This window comes from Flavobacterium qiangtangense (assembly GCF_042658345.1).
GTDB classification, from domain to species: Bacteria; Bacteroidota; Bacteroidia; order Flavobacteriales; family Flavobacteriaceae; genus Flavobacterium; species Flavobacterium qiangtangense.
In genome coordinates, this window is the sequence record NZ_JBHSQB010000004.1 from 499,013 (window position 1) to 524,266 (window position 25,254).

Sequence of the window (25,254 nt, forward strand, 5' to 3'; positions counted from 1 at the left end):
TAATATAGTTTTTAGGGTGGGTTTTATAAATAAATTTGCAATTGAACGGTAAATTCTCCTTTCAATGATTCCACTTTGTCTGGCGTCAAATAAACAGGTCTTGTGGAATATTGCGTGGTGATTTTTGCATGATGACCGTCAAGGAAAAAGTTGGCTCCGATGTCAAATTGACTGCTAGATTTTTCTAAAGCTTCAAAGTTTTTATAGGTGTAAGCTCCATAAGGTTGGATTCTCACTTTTGGTTTTTCTTGAGAAGTTGGCAATAAAACTCCAGCTTGCGTATACCAGATATTTCCGGTTCCCATCATTGGTTGTAAATTTCCAGCTCCTGCCAAAGCTCTTTGCCCGGTGAAATCCTCGGCCGGAGCCGCAGTTCCAACATTCATAATTCCAAGATTTCTCAAATAATTTGGACCAAAATCATAGTTGTAAAAAACAGAATAAGCAGTAATTGCCATCTTTTTTTCTGGTTTCCCGATTGGCATATCTAAGAAAGTATCCGCAGAAAGCAATGTGATATCGTGCTTGTCAATATTTCCTGCAACCGAAGTTCGCGTCGCATCTGGAGCGTTGTAAAAACCTACACCGAGATTAAAAACTTTTTTGGTTCCAAGGTAAGAACCCACTTTGTAAGGAAGTAAATTTGACTCAATGTCTAAGAATTGGTATTCAAAATACCCCGCTTTTGACCATTTTGTATTACCGCTATTGTCAACGGCCACAGCCAAATCTGATGTTGGAGCATCAACAGGCGCTAAATTTGTTGCAAAAGGTTTATTGTAACTTAAACGGTATTCAAATTTTCCATATTTTCCTTTGGCAAATAAGCCTCCTTGACGTGCAAATTGATCTGAATTTTCAATCAACGGCCAGTTAAAAATCGGAGCGTCAATCGCCAAATAATTTAATGTAGAAGACATTGTCATACGAGAAAGTCCCATATAATAGTGCAAACCGCCACCTAAAGAAAGACTGAATTTTTTGTCAGCTTGGGGTACTACGACTGCATATTCATTCCAGGCATCGTGAAAAAATAATCCTGGTTTTTTACCTTGGCCATAACCTCCAGTTCCTGTAGTTCCTGCCGCGCCACCGTTTGTAAAAGTCTGATTGTTAATCCCAAAGTGAGTCACAATCATATAACGAGGGGAAAGTTGTGCATGTAAAAGGATTCTGAGTCTTCTGTTACCGATGTCGGTGCTTGAAGAAGCTTCTTCGCCATTGATTACCGTTCCCGGGTTCATGTCTGAAGAGCGAAACCAGATTTGGTTCCAAGCCAAAACCCTAAGGTATTTTGAGCCATCTTCTTTCAAATTGAATTTCAAGCCACTTCCATAATCTGGAGAACCTTGAGAATATCCCGAAAAAGAGGAAAACAAAACAGCTGCAATCAAAGAAATTCTTTTCATAATTTAGTTTGTTAATTCGGTTAGTACTTGTTATTTGCAGTACCAAATTGAAAAAATCAAACGATGAAAAAAATATTGATATATATAATTGTAAAGTGATATAGTTAATCTTTAAAACGCTCCCATTTTATAAGCATAAACTTATCGCCAAGCTCGGTAATAATCATACCTGCGCCAGACAATTGTTCCTTGTTTTTAAGATATTCAATAAGCTCTAAATGGTTGTAAATCTTATAAGTTGGATGATAATCAGCATGCGAAGGTTTTTTTATTTTAAACTCCTTGATCCAATTGCTGACAGTCACGTGCGAAACCCCGATAATTCTTTCAATTTCACGAAAACTCAAGCCTTCCAAGTACAGTTGCAAAGCTTTGGTTACATAATAATTATCGATCTTTTTGCCTATTTTGTTTACAGTAAAATAATAGTTGCATTTTTTGCACAAATACCTTTGCCTGTCTTTGATGACACCACTTTTTACAATTCCGTTTCCTTGGCATTTTGGACACGCTAAAATCTCCATATATATAAATTTTGCATAAATATACTAAATTAGCAATTATATATAAATCAAAAGTGTAAAAAAAAGCGGTTATTTTTTTGTAGTATGTAAATTAATAGAAAAAAGATTAGCGTTTATTTAATAAAAAAACGTTTTGCCAGAAATCAGGATTTAATTCAAAACAAAACGCTTTTTAATTTTAATCAAAATTTATGGCTTGATATTTCCTTCAATTGAATCATCATAAGTTTCACCTTTTATGGCTCCGAAAATTCTTTTTACGGTAGCAACTGCCATTCCGTGTTTTGTATCCCAATAATATCCTTCTGATGGAATTACTTGAATTACTGTGATCCTTGGATCATCTTCGCCTTCCGTGAACCAAGTTTTCATCATTGGATCCCAAAGTTCCTTGATTTTTGCTTTATCTTTTGAAATTACGGCTTTGCCATAAATCGACAAATAATCGCTGTATGAAGAACCTTGAAATAATAATTGAACGGAAGAATCTTGTTCCAATTCTTCATTTTTATGGCTATCTGACGAACTCAAGAACCAAAAATTTCCTTGGTCGTCAATTTTTTCTGGAGCCATTGGTCTTGTGTCAAACGGTTTTCCTGTTTTAATATCGGTACAAAAAAAGCAAGAACCCGCTTTTTCAGCCAATTCTTTTATTTTGTCGATTGCTTCTTTTCCGATTAAATTTTTGAAATTATCTTCCGGTTGATTTTGATTGATACTGTCCATAATGTTTATTTTTTTGTTTACTTAAAATTACATTATGCTTAAACAAAATCTGTTACAAGATTTTGAATATTTCTTGTCAGATATCAATAAAAACTTATTCGACGATATAATTTGGATCTTCCAGAATATTTACTTCAATAATCGCAGACGCATTTTTCAGCGACAAAATACAATCAGGACTAAGATGTTTTAAGTGAACTGTCTTTCCTAATTTATAATATTTTTGAGTCAAATTATTTAAAGCTTCAATCGCCGACATATCCGCCACCCGACTTTCTTTAAAATCAATTATCACTTTTTCTGGATCATTTGCAATTTCAAATTTCTCCATAAAAGAGGTAATTGAACCAAAAAATAACGGGCCATAAATTTCATAGTGTTTCGTTCCTTCTTCGTCGATATATTTTTTTGCACGAATTCTTTTGGCATTGTCCCAAGCGAAAACCAACGCTGAAATAATCACACCAATCAGCACAGCTAAAGCCAAATTATGAAGGAAAACAGTAATCAGCATTACAACAACCATCACAAAAACATCTGATTTTGGCATTCTTCGGAAGGTTTTTAAACTTGCCCATTCAAAAGTCCCGATGGCCACCACAATCATAACTCCGGTCAGCGCGGCGAGAGGCAATTGCTCAATTACCGGCGCTCCAACTAAAATAATAATCAAGATGGTTACCGAAGCGATTATTCCAGAAAGTCTTGCGCGCGAACCCGCAGAAAGATTGACTAAAGTCTGTGCAATCATTGGACATCCACCCATCCCAAAGAAAAATCCGTTGGCAATATTTGCCGTTCCTTGTGCGATACACTCGCGGTTGGAATTTCCTTTTGTGGCCGTAATTTCATCGACCAAATTTAGCGTCAGCAAGCCTTCAGTTAGTCCAACGCCCGCCATAATCAACGCATAAGGAAATATAATTTGTAAAGTTTCTATCGTAAAATTAATATTTGGAATATGAAACGGAGGAAAACCGCCACTGATGGAGGCAATATCTGAAACTTGTTTGGTTTCAATTCCAAAACCAATCACAATTCCAAAGACAATTAAAATAGCTACCAAAGAAGACGGAATTGCTTTTGTGATTTTTGGAAACACCAGCACAATTGCAATGGTCAAGGCAACCAAGCCACTCATTATTAATAAAGGAGTTCCGGTTAACCAAGAAACTTCGCCGTTCACAACCGTTTTAAATTGTTCCAATTGCGACATAAATATGACGATCGCCAACCCGTTTACAAAGCCAAACATTACTGGTTGAGGCACCAATCTGATAAATTTCCCGAGTTTAAAAATACCGACCAGAATTTGCAAAACTCCTGCTAAAGCAATGGCTCCAAAAACATATTCGAGTCCGTGAGATTTCATCAAGGCTATTAAAACGATGACTGTTGCTCCTGCTCCGCCAGAAATTAATCCTGGTCTTCCGCCGAGAATGGCGGTGATAAAGCCCATAATAAATGCACCGTATAATCCTACCAATGGCGGAAATCCAGCTAGAATTGCAAAAGAAAGCGATTCTGGAATCATGGTCATTGCAACGGTCAAACCAGCAAGGATTTCTGTTTTATAGTTTATTTTTTGGGTAAAGTCAAAGAGGGAAAACGTGTTTTTCATATGGCTCAAAATTAGTTTTATAGTCTTGAAAAAACAAGTTGTTTAGTGAATTATAGTTCATTGAATTTCAGTATTTTACCTTTAAATATTTTTTGACAAATTGTATCGATACCGATTGGCCGGTCCCGATGGGTCGGGAGTAAAAAGAAGGCCTAAAGTTTTTATCATAGCCCCGATGGTGCGATTGTTTGAACTCTTTCACGGCTGAACAAAGCCGTGAAAAGTGAGTCGCTCCGGCGGGAAAATGGTTTAAAATATTCCTGAAGAATCGCTTCAAATAAAAAATTGAAATTTAAATGTATTGCTTATTTTTGTGTTCTTAAAAAATTGAAAAACTATGGAAACGACTAAAATAATTGAGCTTTTGAGTTATACGTTGCCGGCAATTATTACTGGCGGTGTGGCGTATTATTTTTTTAGCTTGCACACGAAAAATGAGGAAGGAAGACGCCGTTATTTGATTCAAAAAGAGGCTCAAAAAAGTGCTTTGCCTTTGCGTTTGCAGGCGTATGAGCGAATGGCTTTATTTTTAGAGAGAATAAATCCGGCCAATCTTTTGATTAGAATTTCTCCGAATTCGAGTGATAAAATTGATTATCAAAATCTGGTAATTGCGCACATTGAGCAGGAATATGAGCACAATATGACGCAACAAATTTATATTTCTGATGAGTGCTGGACAATTATCACGACGGCGAAAAACGCTACAATTCAGATGGTTAGAAAAGCGGCGTTAAGTTCTGAAGTTGAAAATGCAAACAAACTTCGCGAGGCTGTTTTGAACGAATTATTGGAAAAACAATCGCCGAGCAATAACGCTTTGGCGTATGTAAAAAACGAAGTTGGAGAACTTTGGTAAAAGTTAAAAAGCCCTGAAATTCAGGGCTTTTATTATTAAATCTGGCTCATGCCTTCGCTTTTATTTTTTGCATATTCAAAGCCTTGCGTCCACCAATCGAGCATTAATTTTTTATTGAAAACCAGCGGATTGTCGGTCAGTTTTGTGGGCGTGTAGTAAAAATTCAGTTTCACATTATTACTCGCGGCGGCCAATCTGCCAATGATGATATCTTTCTTCTCGACTTGGTCAATTATGGTTCCAAATAAATCAATTGTGAGGGAAAACGGGTTTTTTCCTATGACTTTTTCGGCGGTATTGTGCTCGGTTTCCAAGACAATTACGTCAATTTCTGTGGCGCCACGATGAATGGCTTCTTGGATGGGAACGACGTTTGAAATTCCTCCGTCGGCGTATTCGCAATTGTTTTTAGTGACCAAACTCATAAACGGAATGTAATTGCAGGAAATCCAAATCCAGTCGCAAAAATCATCGTAAGTACATTCTAAAATTGATTTGTATTCGACACAATTTTTGGTAATATTCGTGACGGTAACAATAATATCTTTCGAGGATTTTTTCAATGTCAAAAATTCGTCTTCAGAGAAATTATTGCGAATGTAATATTTTAGGCTTTTGCTTTCGCCAAACGTCCGCTTGCCTTTCATAAACTGCATCGCCACGTTAAAGTGATTGATGGTAATGACTTCCTGATTTTTTTTGTGCTTGACAATAAACGGGTTGACGCTGAAAATTTTCTCCATGTCCACATTTGTGTACAACTTAAAAATCTTGTCTTCTTGGTTCAAAGCCAAATGCGGAATCAATAAACTTCCGGTTGAAGAACCCAGATATAAATCATAATTGATGTTTTTTTCTTGGATTAAATATTGGGCAACTCCGCCTGCAAATGCTCCTTTACTTCCGCCTCCCGAAATGACTAATGCTCGCATAACTATTTAATTTTCAGACAGAAGTCGGTTTAAAATCACTTTTTCATTGTCTGCCAATTCCGGAAGCAGTTCTGAAAAGAACAAACGGAAAGTATCCTTTTTAATCAATTCGCGTATTTTGTCACGTGCAAATTTTGAAAACTGCCATTTGTGATGCGTCAACGGATTTACCAACGTTCTCAACACATTTGTGTCGCCCGGATTGACGTAAAGCAAATTCGTAATTGCATTTTGACGAACCACACTTTCATAATTTATTGACGTGTAATCTAGCAATTCGTCATAGAATTTCACTTTATTTTCAGGCTCAAATTCTTTTGTTGCTAAAGCCATTGTGAGCCACAAAATGCGAAGATTTTTATCGTTCATTCCTTCCCAATTTCTCGATTTGTCAAGATATTTTATTCTGTCTTTCGGGAATTGCGACCATAAAACATTTAGTGCAATTTCATTGGTGACATAAGATTTATCATCTAAAAAAGTCTCAAATTGAGGCAGAAATTCTTCTGGAAATTTGTTCAAAGTCTTTGCTACTGCTTGCCTCACTTTTACATCCGAAGATTTCATCGCCAATTCAATTAGCGCTTTTTTCTCTGCAAAATCCACAGCTTGAATTTGGAACAAAACTTCTTCTTTCACCGGATAATAATCGTTGGAATTCAGAATATCTTCGAATTTTTGCTTTTTGTTTTCAAACGGCATTTCGGCCAAAGCCAATGTTTCTAAATAATGAGTAATAAATTTATTTTTCTGCAAAATTCCCAAAGCTTCTTTTACTTCAAACCCCGATTTTTCTAGCCAAATAGCTTTATATTTCTCGGTATCATATTTTGAAACTTTATTGATTTCCTTTAGAAAATCATCGGTATTTACATTTTTAAAACTGTATTTTTCCAAATAATTCTTAACTGCTTTATTGAAATTTTTAGCGCCAACATTTTCTCTCAAAACGTGCAAAGCCCAAGCTCCTTTTTGATAAAACGTCAATGAACTTGCCTTTTCGTTCAGCAACGGAATGGTGTCTTTTTTCGATGCCTGTTGCAGTCGTTCCGCGATTTCATACATTTCCCAATTGAAATGGTCTTCGCCAAATAATTCTTTTTCGGCCAATAATGCGTAGTAAGTCGCAAAACCTTCCTGAAGCCAATGATGTTTCCCAGATTCGGCTGTAATTAAATCGCCAAACCATTGATGTGCAAGCTCGTGCGAGTTGACATTGATGTACGTTCGGTCGTTAAAACCAATTTCGTCCACCACATAATCTCGCGAAAAAATCGTGGAAGTTGTATTTTCCATTCCGCCGTATAAAAAATCTTTAACGGCAACTTGGCGGTAAATTTCCCACGGGTACTTCACTCCTATTTCGGTTTCTAAAAAGTCAAAAATTTGCTTGGTATTCTTGTAAGTGTATTCAAATTTTGAAGCATCACTTCTGGACAAATACATCTCTAAATTGTTTCCAGATTTTGAAACATTTGTTTGTTTCTCGTATTTCCCGATGGCGAGCATCACTAAATAGGAACTCATCGGCTTCTCCATTTGGTAATCCCAGCGCTTTTCTACTTGATTTATATCTTCGTTGTTTTTCAAGATTCCGTTAGACAAAACCGTAAAATCTTTTAAATACGAAATGCTCAATCCAAAAACCAATTTTTCGTTAACATCATCAAAACTTGGCAACCAATGGCTGGTATATTTTCCTTGACCTTGTGTCCAAATTTCCAAACCGTGGCCTTCGCCGATGAAATACAAAGTCTGTTTTGGAGTCGCTTCATATTCAAAACTGAGCGTGTTTTTTCCTTTTTTATAACCTTTGAACAATTTTAATTCTGTAGCCGATTTTTTAAATTCAACCGATTTGTTGTTGATTTTTACATCAGAAAAATTCATGTTTTTAGCATCAATCCGAATGGTGTCGATGCTTGACATTACATCAAAAGTATAATTTACGGTTCCTGATATTTTTCTATCGCCCGCGTGTAACGAAAGATTTGCGTTCAAAGTTTTAAAGTCCACTTTTTTAAATTGTTGGGAAAAAGCAAAAAAGGGACAAAGAAGAAATAGGATTTTGGTCAATTTCATAGTTATTTTTCTTCGTAAATTTTCAATAATTGCGTCACCGTATTCCAGTTTCTGATGGTTGCCGTTACGTTTAATTTTTTCTCAATATATTTTTGGTCAAAGCGCGTTTTTCCTGCTCCAACAGCATATTTGATATAAATTTTATTTCCGTCAATGCTCGCTTCGTCTGGCTTAAATTGGCTTATTTTCAAGTCGTTAATGTTGTCTGTTTTTAAAGTTGTGGAAACAAACGCAACGTATAATTTTTTGGTATCAATATCTTTTTCCTTCAAATATGGATTATTCTTGAAACAAATGGCCAAATCTTCTTTGTCTATAACCACAATCGGCACTTCGTGACCAAAGATTTTGAAGATTTCTTGCTTGATTTTAAAACCAACCGCCGAAGCATTTTCGTCGTCAGAATCTACAAAAACGTTCCCAGATTGAATGTAAGTTTGCACATTTTGAAAGCCAATTGCTTCTAAAGTTGTTTTCAAAGCTTCCATTTTAATCATATTATGGCCGGAAACATTGATGCCACGAAGCAATGCGAGATGAGTTGTCATTTAATTTGTTTTGAATTTTGAGTAATTATTAATTATTACCGATTTAAGGAATTCTGCTTTTTAAAAGAAGCTAAATTAAAGAAAAAAAGCCGAAGTTTGAGCTTCGGCTTATAGAACACAATTTGCTTTTGGTGTTCATTGCTTTTAAATGTCTTTGCAATTTTCAATTAAATGATTGTCTAAATTCTAAAGGCGAAACGTTTGTTTTGTTCTTAAAAAGTTTGCTGAATGACTGTGGATGTTCAAAGCCCAATTCAAATGCAATTTGACTCACAGACAGATTTGTAGTAGATAATTTCTCTTTTGCTTTATCAATCATTTTATCATGAATATGCTGTTGCGTACTTTGCCCCGTCAATGATTTTAATAATCCGCGAAGGTAACTTGGCGTAATATTTAGGTTGTCAGAAATATACTTAACCGTAGGTAAACCTTTTTCAGTCAATGATTCAGAGTCAAAATAATCATGTAATAATTTTTCTAATTTTTCAAGAATTTGATGATTTGCAATTTTTCGGGTGATAAATTGACGTTGGTAAAAACGTTCGGCATAATTAAGCAAAGTTTCAATTTGAGGAATAATTATGTTTTGGCTGAATTTATCAATATTTGAGTGGTATTCTTGTCGAATATTTTGAACAATTCCGTTCACGATTGTCTCTTCTTTTTCAGAAAGAAATAATGCTTCATTTACCGAATAATCAAAATATTCGTAGTTCTTAATTGTCTTTGCTAAAGGCGTTTTCCAAAGAAAATCGGGATGAATTAACAACATCCATCCTGATCTTTTTGGTGTGGGATTGTGATCTACTTCAATTCTAAAAACCTGATTTGGAGCAATAAAAAACATCGCACCTTCGTCAAAATCATATTGCTGTTGACCGTAATTAAACTTAGCGCTCAAATTTCTTTTAAGCGATATTAAATAGAAATCAAGCATCCAATTTATCGAATTTGTATCAGCAGAATGCTTAATTTTTGAATAATCGATGACACTAATCAGAGGATGTTCCGGACTCGGCAAACCTCTGAGTTGATGAAATTCGGTTATCGTTTTTATGCGATGATTTTTTGTAGTTGACATAGAACTAAGTTACTTATTCTTTGTTAAAAGCGGTTGCAAAATCAACAGCAAAATCTGCAAGTTTAATTTTGCCCAAAACTGGCTTATTTTTATAATAATCAGCATACAACAAACCATTTCCCTGACTTGCCTGCATTTCTATAAAACCATTGGCAACTTGTGGATTAATGCCAATTGAAAGCCACTGATTTCGCAATTCTTCATCAGAAATTATTGTCCATTTCAAATCTGGTTTTCCAATAGCTTTTCCCAAAGTTGATGCAATTTCATTGGGCGAAATCTCATCGCTCGCCACATATCGAATCTTTCTTACGTCAGAAAAATTCTGCATTTCTGCAGCGATTACAGAAGCAATATCTAACGGAGAAACCCAAGGTTCTTTTTTATCGCCACCATAATTTGAGATAATTTTCCCCTTATTTTTTATGGTATTTATAAGAGAAAAAAGATTTGTATAAAATCCCACAGGACGAATAAAAGTGATGGAGACAGCATCTGATAATTGTTTTAAAATTTCTTCAACTTTATGGTGAAAAAGTAATATTCCATTTCCATTTTCTAAATTCGCGCCAATACTACTCAAATGAATTACACGCATTACTCCAGAATCTTCGACAGCTTGTTTATAATTTTCGCCGATTTTTGAGATAGCATCAATAAAATCTACATTTTTATCAAATATATCTCCCACAGCTTCCATAGTTTCCATTAGAAAAACGATGTCGGCGTCTTTAAAAGTCGTTGTCAAAAAATCAACATCTTGCATTTTTCCAATTGCAGGAATGGCTCCCAACATTTCAATTTCAGATGCCCTCTCGGGATTACTGCTAATCACCGTTACTGAATTTCCATTTTGCACTAATTCAATTGTTAGTGGCTTTCCGATATTTCCTAAAGAACCTGTTAATACAATTTTCATTTTCTATAATTTTTTATATGACAAAGTTCATTACTAATTTGAAAAATGATAAAGCCAAAACGCCTTTTTTTGTAGTCAAAAGTAAAATATGATCTTTTGTTTTGAGAAATAATTTGTGTTTTTTCTTTTAAATCTCCTTGATTTACAAGGTTTGTATTTTCTAGATTCCCAATAAAAATCTATCTTCGCTTGACAATTTTAGATTTAAAAAACATTAAGCCAAATCAGTCAATCGTCAATGTCTAACCTTCTTGAAACTCCTATCGAATATTTAAAAGGCGTTGGTCCGGCTCGTGGCGAATTGCTTCGAAAGGAATTAGGTATTCACAAATATGGCGACTTAATTAATTTATTTCCAAATAGATACATTGACCGAACACGCTACTACAAAATCAACGAACTTCAAAATACCAATGCCGAAGTTCAAATAGTTGGAAGAATAATTCACATTAAAACTGTGGAGCAAAAGAAAGGGAAACGGCTTGTAGCGACTTTTGCAGATGAAACTGGCGAAATGGAATTGGTTTGGTTTCAAGGTCAAAAATGGGTTCGTGAAAATCTGAAATTAAATACCGTTTATGTGATTTTTGGAAAATGTACTGCATTCAATAATCAGTTTAACATGGCGCATCCCGAAATGGAATTGCTGGCGGAGCACGAGCAAAATCTGCGTTCGGCGATGCAACCCGTTTATCCTTCGACCGAAAAATTAGGCCAAAGAGGCATTTCCAATCGAGTTGTGAACAAAATGATGCAACAGCTTTTTTTGGAAACACACGCGCTGTTTTCTGAAACTTTGCCCACTTATATTTTAGACGAATTAAAATTGATTCCAAAGAATGTGGCTTTATTTAATATTCACTTCCCAAAAAGTCCAGATTTATTGGCAAGAGCACAATTCCGATTAAAATTTGAGGAATTGTTTTTTATTCAGCTCCAATTAATCACCAAAAATCTTATCCGAAAACATAAAATCAAAGGACATCCTTTTGAAAAAGTCGGAGAATATTTTAATGAATTTTACAATAATCATCTTCCGTTTGATTTGACCAATGCGCAAAAAAGAGTGTTGAAGGAAATTAGAAATGATATGGGAAATCCAGCACAAATGAATCGTCTTTTACAAGGCGATGTTGGTTCTGGAAAAACAATTGTGGCTTTAATGAGTATGCTTTTGGCTTTAGATAATGGATTTCAAGCGTGCTTGATGGCACCAACTGAAATTCTTGCCAACCAGCATTTTATTGGTTTAACAGAATTAGCTAAACCTTTGAATATTAATATAAAGATACTTACAGGTTCAACTAAAACTTCAGATAGAAGAATCATCCACGAAGAGCTTGAAAACGGAAGTTTACACATTATTATTGGAACTCATGCTTTGTTGGAGGACAAAGTAAAATTTCATAATTTAGGATTGGCGATTATTGACGAACAGCATCGTTTTGGCGTGGAACAAAGGTCAAAACTTTGGAAGAAAAACGAAATTCCGCCACACGTTTTGGTAATGACGGCAACACCTATTCCTAGAACATTGGCGATGAGTTTATATGGAGATTTAGACATTTCTGTAATTGACGAATTGCCTCCTGGCAGAAAACCGATTCAAACCGTGCATCGATATGACGGAAATCGTCTAAAAGTCTGGAAATTTATCAGGGATGAAATCGAAAAAGGACGGCAGATTTATATCGTTTATCCTCTGATTGACGTATCTGAAAAGATGGATTATAAAGATTTGATGGATGGTTATGAAAGTATTTCTCGCGATTTTCCATTGCCAAAATACAGTGTCAGCATCGTTCACGGAAAGATGAAACCGGCCGAAAAAGATTCAGAAATGCAACGATTTTCGCAGGGAAAAACCAATATTATGGTGGCGACAACCGTTATTGAAGTTGGAGTGAACGTGCCAAATGCCAGCGTGATGATTATTGAAAGCGCCGAACGTTTTGGATTATCGCAATTGCATCAGCTTAGAGGTCGTGTGGGTCGCGGCGCTGAACAGAGTTATTGTATTTTAATGACGAGCCATAAACTCAGCAACGACAGCAAAATTCGAATGGAAACGATGACCAGAACCAATGACGGTTTTGAAATAGCCGAAGTCGATTTGAAACTTCGCGGTCCTGGCGATTTGATGGGAACGCAACAAAGCGGTGTATTGAATTTGCAAATCGCAGATATTGTGAAAGACAAAGATATTCTGCAATTGGCCCGTCATCACGCCGTTAAATTGCTGAAAGATGACGCTTCAATGACTAAACCAGAACACTTGAATTTAAGAAATATTTTTATTCAAATGTCTAAAAAACAAAATATTTGGAATTATATTAGTTAGGTGAAGGATTCAGGGATTTGCGTTCAAGAAATCTTTGAACACATTTTGAGCCCTTAAACGATAAACCTATAACCCAAAACCCATAAAATAATGATTTCATACAATCCGAAAGAATGGTTTTCTTTTATTTTTAATTTCCACAAGGGAGACACGTTTCGAAAGCTTTTTCCTGTGATGATTGGCATCGGGCTTTATTCTGCTGGAGTCGCTTATCTTGAACTCGAATATTGGAAACTCTCCGATGGAAGCCACGTTAAAAATATCACGATAATGCACAGCATGCTAGGCTTCGTGATTTCCTTGCTATTGGTTTTCCGAACAAATACTGCTTACGACCGCTGGTGGGAAGGCCGAAAAATGTGGGGAGGTTTGGTAAATAACAGCCGAAATCTTGCTATCAAAATGGCGGTAATGCTGAGGGAAAAAGAAGATAAAGACTTTTTTAAGAAAATGATTCCGGCGTATGCTTCGGTTTTGAACTTACATTTAAAAATGGAAGACATAAGCCACGAGCTTTTTGATGACAAAGTTTTATCGCAAGACCACTACAAACACAAGCCGAATCAGATTGCCAAAACGATGATGCAGAAAATCAACGAATTGTATTTAGAGAAGAAAATTTCGGGCGACCAATTAATTGTCTTGAACGCAGAAATTCAGTCATTTACAGATATTTGCGGTGCTTGTGAACGAATCAAAAACACGCCTATTCCCTACTCTTACAGTGCTTTTATCAAGAAATTTATCTTTACGTATGTCTTGAGTTTGCCTTTTGGATATGTGTTCCAATTGGGGTATTATGTAGTTCCGGTTGTAGTTTTTATCTTTTATGTTTTGGCGAGTTTGGAGCTGATTGCTGAAGAAATCGAAGACCCATTTGGCAACGACCCGAATGATTTGCCTACGCAGAAAATCTCAGAAAACATCAAGAAAAACGTAGAAGAACTGATTTATTAAATACAAATTGATACAAACAAAAAGGTCGGAACTGAATTGATTCCGACCTTTTTTATTTTCTGTATTTTATTAATCTACTCTCGTCAAATTAATTTCTTTTGGCGCTGTAATCAGCAATGGAAAAGATTCTATCGTAACAGAACTTGAATCCAGACCAAAGGCCTTTTCTTCGGATAATCCCATCTTTTTCAAGATATTATAGGAGTCTAAAATCCATTTTTCGTAGAAAGGCAAATCGTTATCGTAAGATATAAATTTCTCAATTAGAATAAATCTAAAGTCGCCAATTATATTGTTTTTGTTCAAAGAATCATAACGGCTTGTGATGTCAACTTCCTTGTTTTTTACCATATCTTCCACCACTTTTTTGAACATCAAGCTGATTCTTGGGGCAACCCTAAAACCTAATCTAAAGTCGATTCTAATTACATCATCGTGGATAAATTCGTTCACGCGATATTCCATCGTGTACGGCTCATCGACAACGTGAACGTGCACAAACCAGTAAATATCGGCACGTTTTGGCTGTTTATTCAAAATTGAATACATGATTTTTGATTCAATTTCAGTTCTGTGGTCAGCGCTTGTCAAATAAACCAAGTTTGTAGCATATTTCGGAACACTTTCATCGTGGCTCAAATCTTCCAAAACCGGCAAATAATCCGATAATTTTACAAAAACCAAATAACGGTTTCTGATTTTTCGGGCAAAGTACCACGTGAACATCGTCATCATTAAAAGCATTGCAATCAACAACGTGATATAACCTCCATCCCAAAATTTGTGCAAGTTGGCAATCAAAAATGCCACTTCGATAATTGTGAAAGTTGTAATGAAAATTACAATGAAAAACTTGTTGTAACGTTTTAAAATCAAGTAGAAATTCAATAACGAAGTTGTCATTAACATCGTCATAACTATTGCCAAACCATAGGCTGCCTCCATTTCTGAAGATTCTCTGAAATACAAAACAACTAAAACGCAACCGCCCCAAAGCATCCAGTTTAAAGAAGGAATGTATAATTGTCCTCTTAATTCGGTTGGATATTTTATTTTTACTTTTGGCCAAAAATTCAATCGAATCGCTTCATTTATTAAGGTAAACGAACCTGAAATCATCGCCTGGCTGGCAACAACCGCTGCCAAAGTCGCCAATCCAATTCCGAAAGGCAAAAACCAATCTGGCATAATTGCATAAAACGGATTGATAACATTTATTGATTTTAAAGTCTGTCCTTCATGAGAAATCAACCACGCTCCTTGCCCAAAATAATTCAGCAAAAGCATTGATTTTACAAAAATCCAGCTCACTCTAATATTTGATTTTCCGCAGTGTCCAAGGTCAGAATATAAGGCTTCCGCTCCTGTCGTACATAAAAATACGGCTCCAAGAATTAAAAATCCTTCCTTGTGATTCATTAAAAGTTCATAGGCGTGATAAGGATTCAAAGCTGCAAATACGCCCAAATTTGTTTTCAATTGCATAAATCCTAAAATTCCCAACATTGAAAACCACAAAAACATTACAGGTCCAAAAAACTTTCCAATAAGCTTAGTTCCAAACTGTTGCAATCCAAACAGAACTGTAATAATCGCAATAACAATTGGAATCGTTGGAATATTTGGATTCATTACGCGAAGTCCTTCAATTGCTGAAGAAACCGTCACCGGAGGCGTGATAATTCCATCCGCTAAAAGCGTGCTCCCGCCAATAATCGCGGGGAAAAGCAACCATTTCACCTTGGTCTTCCTTATCAATGTATAAAGAGAAAAAATCCCACCTTCACCATTATTATCAGCACGAAGCGTGATAATCACATATTTTACTGTGGTTTGCAACGTCAGCGTCCAAAAAATTGCTGAAACTGCTCCAATAATATCAGTAGAATCAATGGCTTCGCTACCAACGATGGCTTTCAAAACGTACAATGGTGACGTTCCAATATCTCCAAAAATAATTCCTAAAGTAACTAAAAGGCCTGCGGCGGATAGTTTGTGAATGTGTTTTCCCACGGAAAGTTTATTTTAAAAGAGAACAAAATTACGAATTATAAGTTATCCAAATAAAAATCAGGCAAGTATTATTTCAAATCTCATTAACTTAATTTTAAGAAACCAAACAACAGTGCACTTTTTTAAACCATTTTCCCGCTGTTCGCAAATATCTTTCGTGCTGAACACCAGCACAAAAGGATATTTTGTGACATCGGGGTTAGTTAAAAACTATCGGCATTCTTTAAACGTCTGAGCCAATCTTTGTCGATCAACTTTGTCTGGAAAAAAATCAAAATTGCCAAAAAAACTTTTAACAAACATCAAAGAATCCGTTTCAAAATGCTGTAAAAAAATCAAAAAATCTTATCTTTGCGACCTTACAAAAAATAACACCAAAACAGCAATGAGAATTTCATATAACTGGCTTAAACAATTCATCAAAACCGACTGGACATCAGAGCAAACCGCTTCATTATTAACCGATTTAGGACTTGAAGTAGAAGGCGTTGAAAAATACCAATCTGTTAAAGGAGGATTAGAAGGAATTGTCGTGGGCCACGTCTTGACTTGCGTACAACATCCAAATGCCGACCGTTTAAAAGTAACCACAGTTGATTTAGGAACAGGAACTCCTGTGCAAATCGTTTGTGGCGCTTCAAATGTTGCAGCCGGACAAAAAGTGCCTGTTGCCACAATCGGTACCACTTTATATGACAAAGACGGAAATTCTTTTCAAATCAAAAAAGGAAAAATCAGAGACCAAGAAAGTCACGGAATGATTTGTGCCGAAGACGAATTAGGTCTTGGAACAAGCCACGACGGAATCATGGTTCTCGATGACAAATACGCACCTGGAACGCCTGCTTCAAAAGTTTTCAATATTGAAAATGACGAAGTTTTTGAAATCGGATTAACGCCAAACCGCGCTGACGCAATGAGTCACTGGGGTGTTGCCCGTGATTTGAGAGCCGGAATGTTACAAACAAACGCACATGCCGAATTGATGACGCCATCTGTGAGCAGTTTTAGAGTGGACAAAAGAACTTTAAAAATGGACATTAAGGTTGAAGATTCTAAATTGGCGCCAAGATATTGCGGTGTAACCATTTCTGAAATTGCCGTGAAAGAATCTCCTGAATGGTTGCAAAATAGATTAAAATCAATCGGAATTACGCCGAAAAACAATATCGTTGACGTTACCAATTATGTAATGCACGAATTGGGACAACCGCTTCACGCCTTTGACGCTGCAAAAGTGAAAGGAAATAAAGTGATTGTGAAAACGGTTCCTGCTGGCACAAAATTTACAACTCTTGACGACGTGGAAAGAACGCTTCACGAAGAAGATTTGATGATTTGCGACGAAAACGGACCAATGTGTATTGCTGGTGTTTTTGGAGGAAAAAATTCAGGAGTTTCTGAAAATACGACTTCTATTTTCTTAGAAAGTGCTTATTTCAATCCGGTTTGTATTAGAAAATCTGCAAAAAGACACGGCTTGAATACTGATGCTTCTTTCCGTTTTGAAAGAGGAATCGATCCAACGATTACTGAATATGCTTTAAAACGTGCAGCTTTATTGATTCAAGAAGTGGCTGGAGGAGAAATTACATCTGATATTGTGGATATTTATCCGAAGAAATTAGAAGATTTTCCAGTATTCTTAAACTTTGCAAAAGCAACAAAAATCATTGGTCAAGAATTACCAAAAGAAACCATCAAGAAGATTTTGGTTTCACTTGACATCAAAGTAAATAGCGTTTCTGACGCTGGTTTAGGCTTGGTTATTCCTTCGTATCGTGTTGACGTTCAAAGAGAAATCGATGTAATTGAAGAAATTTTGAGAGTTTATGGTTATAACAACATTAATTTCAGCAAGAAATTTAATGCGACTGTGGCTAATTCTCCAAGAACTGAAGATTATAAAGTTCAGAATGTAATTGCAAACCAATTGAATTCACAAGGTTTCAATGAAATGATGGCCAATTCATTGACAACTCCAGATTATATACAACTTTCAGAATCTTTGAAAGAAGAATTTAATGTAATGATTATGAATCCGTTGAGTAATGATTTGTCTGCAATGAGACAATCTTTATTATTTTCTGGATTGGAAGCCGTTTCATATAATATCAACAGAAGAAATTCTGATTTGAAGTTATTTGAATTTGGAAAATCATACCACAAATTACCATCAGGAACTGACGAAAGAAAACACCTAACCTTATTCACAACCGGAAACCGTTTGGCAGAAAGCTGGGGAACTCCTCAAAAACCTTCTGACTTTTTCTTATTTAAAGGTTATGTAAACGCAATTTTAGAAAGATTGGGAATTTCAAAAACGAACAATCGTCCGGTGGAATCTGATGTTTTTGCGGAAGGAATTGCAATTGCTGTTGGAAATGATATTGTAGTTGAATTGGGAACAATAAAAAAACCAATCTTAAAACATTTCGGAATCAAGCAAGAAGTTTTATTCGCAGATTTCAATTGGAATTTAATCTTGAAATTAATTTCGAACAAAATCAAATTTACAGAAATACCAAAATACCCTGAAGTTCGAAGAGATTTGGCTTTGTTAGTTGATAATTCTGTAGCTTTTGATTCGATTTACAATATTGCAAGACAAACCGAAAAAGCATTATTGAAAGACATTAATTTGTTTGATGTTTATGAAGGAAAAAATCTTCCGGAAGGAAAAAAATCATACGCGGTTAGCTTTGTAATTCAAGATGCTTCAAAAACTTTGACAGATGCTCAGATTGATAAAATTATGGGCAAGCTTCAGAATAATTTTGCTTCAGAATTAGGCGCAACATTAAGATAATCAAAACTTACATAAATATAAAAATCCCGAGAATTCTCGGGATTTTTTTTGGACCTAACTCAAACAAATTTGCAATAAGCTTATTTTTTTGGAGTAACAACACCGTCAACTACGTGAATAACACCGTTTGACTGGTTTACATCAGCGATAGTAACTTTTGCTTTTCCTCCGTTTTCATCAGATATGTAAAGATCTTTTCCTTGCATCCACGCTGTCAATTTTCCTCCTTGAACAGTGGTTAGCGTTGCCTTTCCGTTTCCTGCTTTGATTGCTTTCGCGATATCTGCTGAGTTCATTTTTCCAGCCACTACGTGATATGTTAAAACTGACTGCAACATCGCTTTGTTTTCTGGTTTTAGCAAAGTTTCCACAGTTCCTTTTGGCAATTTGTTGAATGCTGCATTTGTTGGAGCAAAAACCGTGAAAGGTCCTTTTCCTTGCAACGTCTCTACTAAACCCGCTGCTTTTACAGCTGCTACAAGAGTTGTGTGATCTTTTGAATTCATTGCATTTTCAACAATATTTTTTGAAGGATACATTGCTGCACCTCCAACCATTACTGTTTTTTCTTTTTGTGCAAATGATGATGTACCGATCATCATTGTAAATGCTACTAATGCTGTTGCTAAAATTTTGTTGGTTTTCATAATAGATTGATTTTTTAAAAAGTTTATAAAGGGATTTACGCCAGAACTTTCCGTTTGGTTTCAAAAAATTATTTCTTTAACAACAATTTATTATTTGAGAATTATTGAAACAAAAAAAGCCCCGCATTTCTGCAGGGCTTTTGTATTTAAAAAAGATCAGGAATTAGTTTCCTCCTTTTTCCATTTTAGCTTTTAATTCAGCAAGAATATCATTGTTATCTCCTAAAGTAGATGCAGAAGCATTGTTACTGTTTGAAGATGAATTGTTATTCTCAGTTGCAGCTTTCACATTTTTCTCTTCTTCTTCACGGAAGATTGCAGTGTGAGATGCTACTACTCTTTTGAATTCTTTGTTAAACTCGATAACTTTGAAGTCAGCAGTTTCGCCTTTTTTCAATTTTTTACCGTCTTCTTTTTCAAGGTGACGAGTTGGAATGAAAGCAACGATATCATCACCAAATTCTACAGTAGCTCCTTTGTCAACAATTTCAGAGATTTCTCCGTTGTGGATAGTTCCAACAGCGAATGAATCTTCATATTTGTCCCAAGGATTAGCGGTAGTTTGTTTATGACCTAAAGATAATTTACGTCCATCAACATCTAATTCTAATACTACAACGTCAAGTTTTTCACCAACGCTTACAAATTCAGATGGGTGTTTGATTTTCTTAGTCCAAGAAAGGTCAGAAATGTAGATTAATCCATCAATTCCTTCTTCAAGTTCTACGAAAACTCCAAAGTTTGTAAAGTTTCTAACGATACCTGTATGTTTAGAACCTACTGGGTATTTAGAAGTAATATCAGTCCAAGGATCTTGAGTCAATTGTTTGATACCTAATGACATCTTACGATCTTCTCTGTCCAAAGTTAAGATAACAGCTTCTACTTCATCACCAACTTTTACGAAATCTTGAGCACTTCTTAAGTGAGTTGACCAAGACATTTCAGAAACGTGGATCAAACCTTCAACACCTTCAGCAACTTCGATAAATGCACCGTAATCAGCGATTACAACTACTTTACCTTTTACTTTGTCACCAACTTTTAAGTCAGAGCTCAAAGCATCCCATGGGTGAGCGTTCAATTGTTTTAAACCAAGTTGGATTCTTGTTTTCTCATCATCGAAATCAAGGATTACAACATTTAATTTTTGGTCTAATTCAAGAACTTCACTTGGGTGGTTGATTCTTGACCAAGAAAGGTCAGTAATGTGGATCAATCCATCAACACCACCAAGGTCAATAAACACACCATAAGAAGTAATGTTTTTAACAACACCTTCTAATACTTGTCCTTTTTCTAATTGACCAATGATTTCTTTTTTCTGTACTTCAATATCAGCTTCGATAAGCGCTTTATGAGAAACTACAACGTTTTTGAATTCGTGGTTGATTTTCACAACTTTAAATTCCATCATTTTGTTTACATACTGATCGTAATCTCTGATTGGTTTCACGTCGATTTGAGATCCTGGTAAGAAAGCTTCAATACCAAAAACGTCAACGATCATACCACCTTTAGTTCTGCATTTTACGAAACCATTAACGATTTCTCCAGTTTCATTAGCAGAAATAACTCTGTCCCAAGCTTTAATAGTACGTGCTTTTCTGTGAGAAAGAACCAATTGACCTGTTTTGTCCTCACGAACGTCAATTAATACTTCTACTTTGTCACCCACTTTTAAGTTTGGGTTGTAACGAAATTCGTTTAAAGAAATAACACCTTCAGATTTAGCGTTGATATCAACGATTGCATCTCTGTCAGTAATTCTAACCACAACACCTTCTACTACTTCTTCTTGATCTGTATTGATGAAAGTTTTTGCAACTAATTCTTCAAATTCTTGCAAGTTTTTTTCGTCAACAGCATCAATTCCTTCTTGGAAGTTGTGCCAGTTAAAGTTCTCTAAAAATTCCGCTTGTGTTTTTGTTTGTTCAGACATCTGTTCTGATAAAAATTTGTATTCTGTGTTTTCTCGAGTTTCTTGATGCGATAGAAAAAACAGAAGTTGTTTTACATAAATAGTTGATACCTAAAGGAAACTCTTCTCTGCCAAAAGGTCTGCAAAATTAATAATTATTTTTTAATCTGCAAAATAATTTAGACTCCCTTTTTACAGAATAAACAATTAAAAATCAACACAATAATATACATGAGTCTCCTTTTAATTTGAAGCCAATCGCTTGGCCCTTTTTTTAAACCATTTTCCTGCTGGCTGGCACTATCTTTTATGCTGAACCCCAGCATAAAAGGATAGTCTCCACCATCAGGGCTAGTCAGCTTTCCATAGCTTTTACCAGCTTTGTGGTTACTGCATTTGAAAATCAAAACTTACAAAATATTGCCAAAACAAAAATTATAATTATATTAGAGCATTCAAATCAAAATCGCATTTTTAATATCGATAATTCAATAAAAACCAAAAATACATAACTTTTTTAACCGCTGAAGTGAAAAAAAAACTACAAGATAGTAATTTGATTAAACTAAAATTCTCCAAATCATTTGGAACAAAATTTTATTTGATTTTATTCGCCATTTTGTTCTCATTTACTGCAAGCGCACAACTTTCAAACTTCACGCTCCAAGTCACAAAAACAGACGAAACCTGCCCCGGAAACGGAACGCTTACTTTCACATCATCAAATACAACTCCCGGTGCTACAATAAATTATAAGATTTTTAAGCTCCCAAATTTAGTAAACGAAATCGCCAATTTATCCACAAATTTCCTCGGAGGCCTTTCCAACGGAACTTACAAAATCATCGCTACACAATCGCTTTCTCCAAATTCAAACACGCAAACACAGGATATTGTAATTAATAATTCAATAACACCTCTCGATATTTCCTTGTCAAACACCAACCTGATTTGCGGAAACGACGGGACAATCACAGCAACAATAATATCTGGAACTGCCGTTTCATACGAAATTATTTCGGGACCAGTAACCCGACCGCTTCAACCTGCTAATATTTTTACAGCACTTCCACCCGGAACTTACCAAATCAGAGTTTATGACAATTGTGGCGAAGCTTCCGTTGAAACGAGAACCATCTTCACACTGACACCACAAATGTCTGTCGGAAGCGGTTCTTTTCCAGACATCCAACTTCCAAGTTGCAACTCGATTACAGCCACGCACGTCTTAACTTCGCCAAATTTGTCGCTACATTATCCAATTCAATATCAATTTACTGTTTACCCGCCAGACGGCGCGACTCCAATAATAGTCAACGGAACAGTAACCTCAGGCTATCCAGATGAAGGCCTAATTTCGCAGGCAATTCCGTTTTATCACGACCAAATTTATTTTTATGACCTTAAGGTAACTGATTACTGCGGCGTAATTTTTAATGTAAATAATAACCTTGTAAATCAAAAGATTAGTTTGGTTTTAAATCTTGACGATGCTCCATGCGATAATCACTTTTTGATTTTAAATCCGTCTAAATATCGCGGACCTTACACGGTAAATTTTGTTAGCGCCCCCCCTGGATTCAACCCTGCGTTATACAATTCCACTTTTCCCGGAAATTTCTTTGCCACAGAAATTACGTTTGGTGAAGAAGCAAATCCTTTGCCAATGGGCAATTATACCATACAAATTACAGACGCATGTGGCAGAACGGCTTCGCAATCAATTACGCTTGAATATGTTGCCGTTGAACCAATTGTCAGTGCGGCTCAAACCGGCGGATGCTCTTCAACAACCGGAAATATAAAAATTGAACTTCCAAATCATGATCTTGCTTCAGCGACAATTATTACCGCTCCGGCAGAATATGCGCCAGCTTTACCGCACAACGTTTCTGATCATATCGTTCCAAATGATGGTTTACAGTTAGTTGGAGTTCCAGTGGGTACTTACACGTTTATTTTATTCGATACTTGCGGAAATCAATACACCGCAGAAGCCATTATCACAACTTCCACCAATAATGATGTAGGTTTTAATTCCAGGCCAGATTGCGAGATCGGTAAAGGTGCTTTAAGAATCAGATCCGCTGGTAGCGGACTCGTTAGCGTAATTATGACAAACGCGCCGAGTGGTTTTCAAAATGCGCTTCCTTATGATGTAAGTTTTAATATCGGAACAAATGGAATTCTTAGCATGGATAGTTTACCACCCGGAAATTATACTTTCAAAACGATAAATGGCTGTGGATTTACAAAAAATGTAACCATAACCGTTACGGGATATACCATAAACATCGACAATTTCGAGTTATTTCCGCATTGTGGTTCTTTCGATTTCTTTTTTAATCATAATAGCAACGGGTTAGCTGGATTGTCATTTTGGTTACAAAAATTTGATCCTATTTCAAACACTTGGGGTCATCCACAAACAAATATTACGTATCCGGAAGGCACGGTTCCTGTTGGAAATAATTCTCTTCAACTTCAAAATAATATCACGCTTTATAATCTCACTTACACTGGAACATTTAGAATTCTAAAGCGTTATGAAACTTTTCAAGATGGAAGCATTTCTGAGCTAAAAAACTGTTTGACAACGTTACATGAATTTACTTATACCGGAATTTTACAAATAAACGGACTAGAAAGCGTTACTTGCAATGGCGAGATTTCTGATGTTAAAGTTTTGGTTGATGGCATTCCTCCTTTTATTTTTAAAATAATTGAGAAAAACGGCCAGCCATTTTTGATTGATAATGAAAATGATCCCGTTTTTACAAATCTCGATCCCGCAGTTTATAAATTTGAAGTTACTGATAATTGCGGTGTCGTTCGAACTTATGAATATGACGTGGCGCTTTTACCGTCGCCTGTTTATGCGCATCAACCAGAAAATTATATTTTGTGTGATGATATTTTAAACGACGGAATTGAAACTTTCACACTTTCTTCTCTTGATTCGCAAATTTTAGGAAATCAATCTCCCATAGATTTTCCAGTCGCTTATTATGATTCTGCGAGCGATGCTGATGCTGAAACCGATCAGCTTCCTAATGTTTATTCTTCAGGAAATCAGCAAATTTTCGCTAGAGTAAATCATCCAACTAATTTAAGTTGTTTTGCAATCACATCTGTAAATTTAGAAGTTAAACAGTATCCTATTTTAAATATGCGTACAGAATTTAATTTCTGCGACAACACAAATATCACCGTTACCGCTGACTCTGGCTATGATTCTTATAATTGGTCAGACGGACAAACGGGAAATACCGCCACTTTTGACCAACCCGGAGTTTATACTTTAACATTCACTAAAGAATATGGAAATGTAATTTGCGAAGCCACGCATCAAATTGAAATTACACAGTCAAATGCGCCTTTTATCAGCCAAATTATTTCAACAGACTGGACAGATAACAGCAATATAATAGAAGTTTTATTAGAAAACGGAATTGGCGATTATGAATATTCTTTGGATAACATTCACTTTCAGACGGAAAACACTTTTTATGGATTGCAAACCGGAGCTTATACAGTGTATGTAAAAGATAAAAATGGCTGTGGCCCAGACGCAATTGAAGACGTATTTCTGTTAACTTACCCGAAATTTTTCACTCCGAATGGAGATGGAATAAATGATTTTTGGAGAATAAAATTTTCTATGATGGAACCAAATATGCAGGTTTATATTTTTGACAGATACGGAAAATTAATCACAGGTTTTGGAGCAAATGATCCTGGCTGGGACGGAACTTTAAATGGTTACGCGCTTCCATCCACAGATTATTGGTTTTTAGTGTTAAGAGAAAATGGAAAAGAACATCGCGGACATTTTTCAATGAAGCGGTAGTTTTACTTTCCG

At 35.8% G+C, this 25,254-nt stretch carries 17 protein-coding genes; 5 read left to right on the forward strand and 12 right to left on the reverse strand.

The window, feature by feature from the left end:
* Positions 1–23: 23 nt before the first annotated feature.
* The 4 genes from ACFPVY_RS05390 to ACFPVY_RS05405 all read right to left on the reverse strand — a co-directional run bounded on the left by ACFPVY_RS05390 (position 24) and on the right by ACFPVY_RS05405 (position 4,280).
* The gene (locus tag ACFPVY_RS05390; RefSeq protein WP_379790901.1) at positions 24–1,409 is read right to left on the reverse strand and encodes a porin; all 1,386 of its coding nucleotides are present in this window, start codon (positions 1,407–1,409) and stop codon (positions 24–26) included.
* A 104-nt stretch (positions 1,410–1,513) separates the two neighbouring features.
* Positions 1,514–1,933, reverse strand: a complete 420-nt coding sequence (locus tag ACFPVY_RS05395; protein WP_379790903.1) for an IS1/IS1595 family N-terminal zinc-binding domain-containing protein — start codon at positions 1,931–1,933, stop codon at positions 1,514–1,516.
* A gap of 189 nt (positions 1,934–2,122) precedes the next feature.
* On the reverse strand, positions 2,123–2,659 hold the full coding sequence (locus ACFPVY_RS05400; protein ID WP_379790905.1) for a pyridoxamine 5'-phosphate oxidase family protein: 537 nt from the start codon (positions 2,657–2,659) through the stop codon (positions 2,123–2,125).
* Between the two features lie 94 nt (positions 2,660–2,753).
* Positions 2,754–4,280 (reverse strand): SulP family inorganic anion transporter, encoded by a 1,527-nt coding sequence (locus ACFPVY_RS05405; RefSeq protein WP_379790907.1) that lies wholly within the window; start codon positions 4,278–4,280, stop codon positions 2,754–2,756.
* 337 nt (positions 4,281–4,617) lie between these two features.
* Between ACFPVY_RS05405 and ACFPVY_RS05410 the strand changes: the two genes are divergently transcribed.
* On the forward strand, positions 4,618–5,139 hold the full coding sequence (locus tag ACFPVY_RS05410) for a DUF7935 family protein (protein WP_379790909.1): 522 nt from the start codon (positions 4,618–4,620) through the stop codon (positions 5,137–5,139).
* 35 nt (positions 5,140–5,174) lie between these two features.
* Here the strand turns inward: ACFPVY_RS05410 and ACFPVY_RS05415 are convergent, their stop codons facing one another.
* From ACFPVY_RS05415 to ACFPVY_RS05435, 5 genes are all read right to left on the reverse strand, one after another.
* A complete protein-coding gene (locus ACFPVY_RS05415; protein ID WP_379790911.1) occupies positions 5,175–6,071 on the reverse strand; it encodes a patatin-like phospholipase family protein in 897 nt (298 codons plus the stop codon).
* Between the two features lie 6 nt (positions 6,072–6,077).
* Positions 6,078–8,087 (reverse strand): M1 family metallopeptidase, encoded by a 2,010-nt coding sequence (locus ACFPVY_RS05420; RefSeq protein WP_379790913.1) that lies wholly within the window; start codon positions 8,085–8,087, stop codon positions 6,078–6,080.
* A gap of 68 nt (positions 8,088–8,155) precedes the next feature.
* Complete coding sequence (locus ACFPVY_RS05425) at positions 8,156–8,701, reverse strand: DUF1697 domain-containing protein (RefSeq protein ID WP_379790915.1); 546 nt, start codon at positions 8,699–8,701, stop codon at positions 8,156–8,158.
* A gap of 163 nt (positions 8,702–8,864) precedes the next feature.
* Complete coding sequence (locus ACFPVY_RS05430; RefSeq protein WP_379790917.1) at positions 8,865–9,785, reverse strand: helix-turn-helix domain-containing protein; 921 nt, start codon at positions 9,783–9,785, stop codon at positions 8,865–8,867.
* A gap of 13 nt (positions 9,786–9,798) precedes the next feature.
* On the reverse strand, positions 9,799–10,704 hold the full coding sequence (locus ACFPVY_RS05435; protein WP_379790919.1) for an NmrA family NAD(P)-binding protein: 906 nt from the start codon (positions 10,702–10,704) through the stop codon (positions 9,799–9,801).
* Positions 10,705–10,942: 238 nt separating this feature from the next.
* On the opposite strand from ACFPVY_RS05435, the gene recG reads away from it, so the two are divergent.
* Positions 10,943–13,045: an ATP-dependent DNA helicase RecG gene (recG, locus tag ACFPVY_RS05440; protein WP_379790921.1), complete on the forward strand. Its 2,103-nt coding sequence runs from the start codon at positions 10,943–10,945 to the stop codon at positions 13,043–13,045.
* Positions 13,046–13,135: 90 nt separating this feature from the next.
* On the forward strand, positions 13,136–14,002 hold the full coding sequence (locus ACFPVY_RS05445; protein WP_379790923.1) for a bestrophin family protein: 867 nt from the start codon (positions 13,136–13,138) through the stop codon (positions 14,000–14,002).
* Positions 14,003–14,071: 69 nt separating this feature from the next.
* Here ACFPVY_RS05445 and ACFPVY_RS05450 read toward each other — a convergent pair whose 3' ends face one another.
* Positions 14,072–16,015 carry a KUP/HAK/KT family potassium transporter gene (locus ACFPVY_RS05450; RefSeq protein WP_379790925.1) on the reverse strand — a complete coding sequence of 648 codons (1,944 nt, stop codon included), beginning with the start codon at positions 16,013–16,015 and terminating at the stop codon, positions 14,072–14,074.
* Between the two features lie 277 nt (positions 16,016–16,292).
* On the opposite strand from ACFPVY_RS05450, the gene pheT reads away from it, so the two are divergent.
* Entirely contained in the window at positions 16,293–18,824 is a 2,532-nt protein-coding gene (pheT, locus tag ACFPVY_RS05455; RefSeq protein WP_379790927.1) for a phenylalanine--tRNA ligase subunit beta, read from the forward strand.
* Between the two features lie 80 nt (positions 18,825–18,904).
* Here the strand turns inward: pheT and ACFPVY_RS05460 are convergent, their stop codons facing one another.
* Both ACFPVY_RS05460 and rpsA read right to left on the reverse strand, forming a co-directional pair.
* On the reverse strand, positions 18,905–19,471 hold the full coding sequence (locus ACFPVY_RS05460) for a fasciclin domain-containing protein (protein ID WP_379790929.1): 567 nt from the start codon (positions 19,469–19,471) through the stop codon (positions 18,905–18,907).
* Positions 19,472–19,634: 163 nt separating this feature from the next.
* Positions 19,635–21,413 carry a 30S ribosomal protein S1 gene (rpsA, locus tag ACFPVY_RS05465; protein WP_379790931.1) on the reverse strand — a complete coding sequence of 593 codons (1,779 nt, stop codon included), beginning with the start codon at positions 21,411–21,413 and terminating at the stop codon, positions 19,635–19,637.
* 508 nt (positions 21,414–21,921) lie between these two features.
* Between rpsA and ACFPVY_RS05470 the strand changes: the two genes are divergently transcribed.
* Entirely contained in the window at positions 21,922–25,242 is a 3,321-nt protein-coding gene (locus tag ACFPVY_RS05470) for a T9SS type B sorting domain-containing protein (protein ID WP_379790933.1), read from the forward strand.
* Positions 25,243–25,254 lie beyond the last annotated feature (12 nt).

Bases quoted from the DNA above. Each gene is read 5' to 3' on its own strand.
- ACFPVY_RS05415 (WP_379790911.1), bottom strand. From the start codon at position 6,071: ATGCGAGCATTAGTCATTTCGGGAGGCGGAAGTAAAGGAGCATTTGCA.
- ACFPVY_RS05435 (WP_379790919.1), bottom strand. From the start codon at position 10,704: ATGAAAATTGTATTAACAGGTTCTTTAGGAAATATCGGAAAGCCACTA.
- ACFPVY_RS05390 (WP_379790901.1), bottom strand. From the start codon at position 1,409: ATGAAAAGAATTTCTTTGATTGCAGCTGTTTTGTTTTCCTCTTTTTCG.
- ACFPVY_RS05395 (WP_379790903.1), bottom strand. From the start codon at position 1,933: ATGGAGATTTTAGCGTGTCCAAAATGCCAAGGAAACGGAATTGTAAAA.
- rpsA (WP_379790931.1), bottom strand. From the start codon at position 21,413: ATGTCTGAACAAACAAAAACACAAGCGGAATTTTTAGAGAACTTTAAC.
- ACFPVY_RS05445 (WP_379790923.1), top strand. From the start codon at position 13,136: ATGATTTCATACAATCCGAAAGAATGGTTTTCTTTTATTTTTAATTTC.
- ACFPVY_RS05425 (WP_379790915.1), bottom strand. From the start codon at position 8,701: ATGACAACTCATCTCGCATTGCTTCGTGGCATCAATGTTTCCGGCCAT.
- ACFPVY_RS05405 (WP_379790907.1), bottom strand. From the start codon at position 4,280: ATGAAAAACACGTTTTCCCTCTTTGACTTTACCCAAAAAATAAACTAT.
- ACFPVY_RS05410 (WP_379790909.1), top strand. From the start codon at position 4,618: ATGGAAACGACTAAAATAATTGAGCTTTTGAGTTATACGTTGCCGGCA.
- ACFPVY_RS05460 (WP_379790929.1), bottom strand. From the start codon at position 19,471: ATGAAAACCAACAAAATTTTAGCAACAGCATTAGTAGCATTTACAATG.
- ACFPVY_RS05400 (WP_379790905.1), bottom strand. From the start codon at position 2,659: ATGGACAGTATCAATCAAAATCAACCGGAAGATAATTTCAAAAATTTA.
- ACFPVY_RS05430 (WP_379790917.1), bottom strand. From the start codon at position 9,785: ATGTCAACTACAAAAAATCATCGCATAAAAACGATAACCGAATTTCAT.
- recG (WP_379790921.1), top strand. From the start codon at position 10,943: ATGTCTAACCTTCTTGAAACTCCTATCGAATATTTAAAAGGCGTTGGT.